1 pseudogene is annotated in these 961 nt (G+C 41.6%); it reads left to right on the forward strand.

What is annotated here, in order from left to right:
• Nucleotides 1-31 precede the first annotated feature (31 nt).
• A pseudogene (locus HNQ69_RS06660) lies at nucleotides 32-658 on the forward strand (ATP-grasp domain-containing protein); the annotation flags it as partial.
• Between the last annotated feature and the right edge of the window lie 303 nt (nucleotides 659-961).

Genomic DNA, 961 nt, shown 5'->3' on the forward strand with positions numbered 1-961 from the left:
CAGCACAGCCACTAACCCGGATGCATCCCCCATAGCCCCTAACATACCCGTTGTCTCTACTCTGTTACCTCCCAATAGCACAATCGGTTTAATAGGCGGAGGACAATTGGCGCGCATGCTGGCCATAGCAGCAGCGGAATTAGGGTTTCGAACCGTTGTATTTTGCCCTGAAGCAGATTGTCCAGCCGCGCAAACAGCAAACAAACATATTGTTGCAGCTTATGAGGATACTTCGGCATTAGATCGCTTCATTTCTCTGTGTGACGTTATGACCTATGAGTTTGAAAATCTTTCGCTTCAAATGGTTCAACATGCAGAAAAAAGCAAAAATGTTTATCCTTCTTCCAAAGCATTGGAAATCACACAAGATCGGCTTTTTGAGAAGCAATTTTTGCAGAAGCAAGGCATCCGCACAGCGTCGTGGTATGCTGTTGACAATTACGCTTCTCTGCTTTCAGCACTTGCAGCACTCGGCAATCGCGGTCTTTTAAAAACACGCCGTTTTGGCTATGATGGAAAAAATCAAATCATGCTGAATCATTCTGATGAACAAACTCTTAACAAAGCTTTAACAACTTTTCGGGACCAGCCTTTAATTTTGGAAGAAATTGTTCCTTTTTTATCGGAAATTTCGGTTCTCTCAGCACGCACAAAACAAATAGCATTTACGTTTTAAATTCTAACCGTTTGTTTTATCCTTCTTTCAGGACTGACAAATTCATTGCTACAGGGTGGACAGCATTGTTTCACGATCATTATTCCTCTAAAAATAACCCGTGATTTTAATGCCCAAGAATCCAATCTACCAACAGTCCAATCTTATTGTATTTTGATAAAAAGACTCTCCATGGATAATCACCTCACCAGAGATATCATTGAACACAGCTGAGGCGGCAAAGAAATCCAATCCTGATAGGATAAAAGTCCCCCAAACTGCCTATGATCAAGAGCAAAAGCTTCT

Origin of the sequence: Bartonella callosciuri, assembly GCF_014203215.1 — a bacterium.
Classification (GTDB): domain Bacteria; phylum Pseudomonadota; class Alphaproteobacteria; order Rhizobiales; family Rhizobiaceae; genus Bartonella; species Bartonella callosciuri.